Raw genomic sequence first — 2,997 nt, 5'->3', positions numbered from 1 at the left:
CAAGCAGTACTCGCTGGACATCACACGCCCCGACGGCAATATCGCAGACAGATTCATTTTCGAGATGGAACGAGGCTATTGCGTCTATTACGCGACTGCTATGGCGACCATGCTTCGGACACTCGGTATTCCAGCCCGATTCACGGTGGGATACACGACTGGGCAATCGGTCGCTGACAACCAGTGGGTGATTCGAGGATTCAATTCCCACGCCTGGGTCGAGGTGTTCTTCCCGGAGATTGGCTGGGTATCCTTTGACCCGACACCGAGCGGGCCACGGCAGGCAGCTCGACAGCAGCAGCTCGAAGACGCTCGAGCCGCGAATACGGACGGTATCGACACGAGTCGAACACGACCTACGACTACGCCCTCACTGTCGACGGTGTCGTCCTCACAGAACAATACGACCACGGCAGAAACTGGAGCGTCACAGGCACCAGATATCGATTCCCCAGCGTCGGGGAATGATTCTGATACCAATCTGACGCAGGTCGACGAACAACGGGGAGCGGTCGCGTCGGACCCCGAGATGACAACGATAGGAGCGGGTGCCCTCCGGCAGAACGGCCAAGAGACGACAGGGGTTAGCCGGCGTTCACTATTCACCAACTTTTCAGATACTGATCAAGTAGCAATTGTCGCGGGCGTCATCGGTGCTGCTCTCGGAATCAACCGATTTAGCCTGCTACGACGAGGCTATGAATTCGTCGAACTCGGGTGGCAAGCTTCGACAGATTCTCCTCAGGCGGATGTCGAACGGGCTTTCGATCGTCTGGAACAGGTACTGGCTCGTCAATATCGAGCGCGTCGGTCGGGAGAGACGAGGCGAGAATACATACGAATGCTTCGGACTACCGGACGGGAAGACGACCGACTGCAGCGGATACTCGCTATCTATGAGCTCGCTGTATACGGCGGCGAGGTGTCTCCTGCGCGTGCAGACGAGGCCATCGGACTCGTCGACGACATCGTCCGGGAGCGGCTCTTCTCGATGAATCATCGAATCTCGTAATCTCGTGTCAGAGACCCGACATCTGCTCAGGTGATCTCTTTCCCCGACGGTACGCTTAGCTCGGATGTGTGCTCTTCCTCGGCTTCGATTTACAGCGGTTCAAGGAGCATGCCTCGCGGCTGCCCCCCGAGCCGACTCGCACCCTGCGTACACCAACGCCGCTGGGAACCCGAATCGACAGACAGGAAGGTACAAGCGTCGCTAACTCAAACCCCGAGGTCATGGATACGGAGCTACGGCAACGAGGCCGGAGCCTACTTACGGCCATTGCGTTAGCCGTGAGCGGGTTCACTGTTGGAGCAATCGTTGTTTTTCTCACAGCCCAGGTACTCATCGTCGCAGGTGTCGATGTGATGAACTCGCCAGCAGTCCTCCTCGTCATTTCGACGGTGATGTTACAGGGAGTCACATTTGGTCTTCTAGCGATTGGCTATCTCAAACTGAGTGGCCTCGGTTTTGGTTTCCTTGCACTTCGCCGCCCGACCGTCCGAGACGCTGGCTGGACTGTCGGGGGACTCGTCGGCTTTTTCATCCTCTACGGTGCATTGAATCTCGTCATTTCGACGCTCGGTGTCCCCGTCGCGGAGAATCAGGTCGCACAAATCGGAGCACAAAATCCGGAAGTGCTCTTACTGTTGGTCCCGTTCTCTTTGCTGTTCGTTGGCCCCGGTGAGGAACTCCTTTTCCGGGGACTCGTGCAAGGAACCCTTCGACGAGCCTTTCGACCGTGGAGTGCGATCGTCATTGCGAGTGCGATTTTCGCTGTGAGCCACGCAGCAGCCCTTAGTGGAGACGGCCAACTCACATACATGGCCGTCGTGTTCGTCCTCGCACTCGTTCTCGGTGCCGTATATGAATACGCGGAAAATCTCGTGATTCCGGCGGTGATACATGGAGTTTACAATGCAGTGTTATTTACTGCGCTCTATTTTCAGGTCACGTGATTCTCCTCTTGTTTGCCGGTGTCCGCTGGATTCGTGCATAGCGTTGTTCCTCCTGTAGGTGTAGCAACTCTCTCGGCCGTATCGTGCAGTAGCCGTGTCGAAGTCGATATCTCTATTCCGGTAGAAGATTCTGTATTCGGTAATGGATTGGAGTGACGGCCGCCTCATACCCGAGCGGCGCGTACCGAGGACTCTGATTGCCGTGGTAGCGATCACCGCCGGTGCACTGGTCGCCCGTCTTGTCGGACTTGGACAACGAGTCTTTCATTGGGATGAGGGTCGGGTCGGTTACTGGACGCTCCGGTACATGGAGAGTGGTGTTTTTGAGTACCGACCGATCATCCACGGTCCGTTCCTGCCCCTGGTCAATAGTCAGGTATTCACGCTGATCGGCCCGAGTGATTTTAGCGCCCGGCTCGTCGTCGCACTTGTCGGCGGCCTGCTCCCAGCTGCCGCATGGTTGTTTCGCGAACACCTGCGGGATTCTGAACTCGTCGCACTAGCGCTATTGCTGGCAGCCAATCCACTTCTCTTGTACTACTCTCGATTCATGCGCAACGACGTTCTCCTCGCAACCTTCATGCTCTTCACCATTGGATTCGGGGTGCGACTCTACGATACTCGAAAGCCGAGATATCTGTATGCCAGCGCGGGGGTGTTCGGACTAGGATTTACGACCAAGGAAAACGCGCTGCTATTCCCGATTGTCTGGCTCGGAGCGATTGGGTTACTTCTCGATTATCGGCTGGTCATGGCCCGGTATCGAGACCGTGATTGGCAGGCGATTCTTAGCGAGCACGTTGCTCGAATTGTTCACGGAGTCAGAGGATGGGGAATCCATAGTATCGGGTCGACAGGATTGTTCGTAGTACTCGTCATGTTCTTTTATGCTCCCCGTCCGGGAGTTTGGAGAGCATTTACTCGACCGACATTATTCCCGGCAGTCATCGAAACCGCCACGATCGGAACCTGGGACAAGATTTACACGACGTGGATCAGTGGCGAGGGGAACGCGTATCTGCCGTATCTGGGTGACTTCCT

At 56.2% G+C, this 2,997-nt stretch carries 3 protein-coding genes; all 3 read left to right on the top strand.

The window, feature by feature from the left end:
* Positions 1-1,012 (top strand): transglutaminase domain-containing protein (locus tag C5B91_RS20770; protein ID WP_119712997.1); only part of this gene is annotated, 1,012 nt, incomplete at its 5' end.
* Between the two features lie 68 nt (positions 1,013-1,080).
* A complete protein-coding gene (locus C5B91_RS20765) occupies positions 1,081-1,956 on the top strand; it encodes a CPBP family intramembrane glutamic endopeptidase (RefSeq protein ID WP_199708879.1) in 876 nt (291 codons plus the stop codon).
* Positions 1,957-2,098: 142 nt separating this feature from the next.
* Positions 2,099-2,997, top strand: an 899-nt coding sequence (locus C5B91_RS20760) for a flippase activity-associated protein Agl23 (RefSeq protein WP_119712998.1), incomplete at its 3' end; no start/stop codon positions are given.

Origin of the sequence: Haloferax sp. Atlit-10N (assembly GCF_003586325.1) — an archaeon.
Taxonomy (GTDB): Archaea; Halobacteriota; Halobacteria; order Halobacteriales; family Haloferacaceae; genus Haloferax; species Haloferax prahovense.
This window is presented reverse-complemented; position numbering and strand designations above follow the sequence as displayed.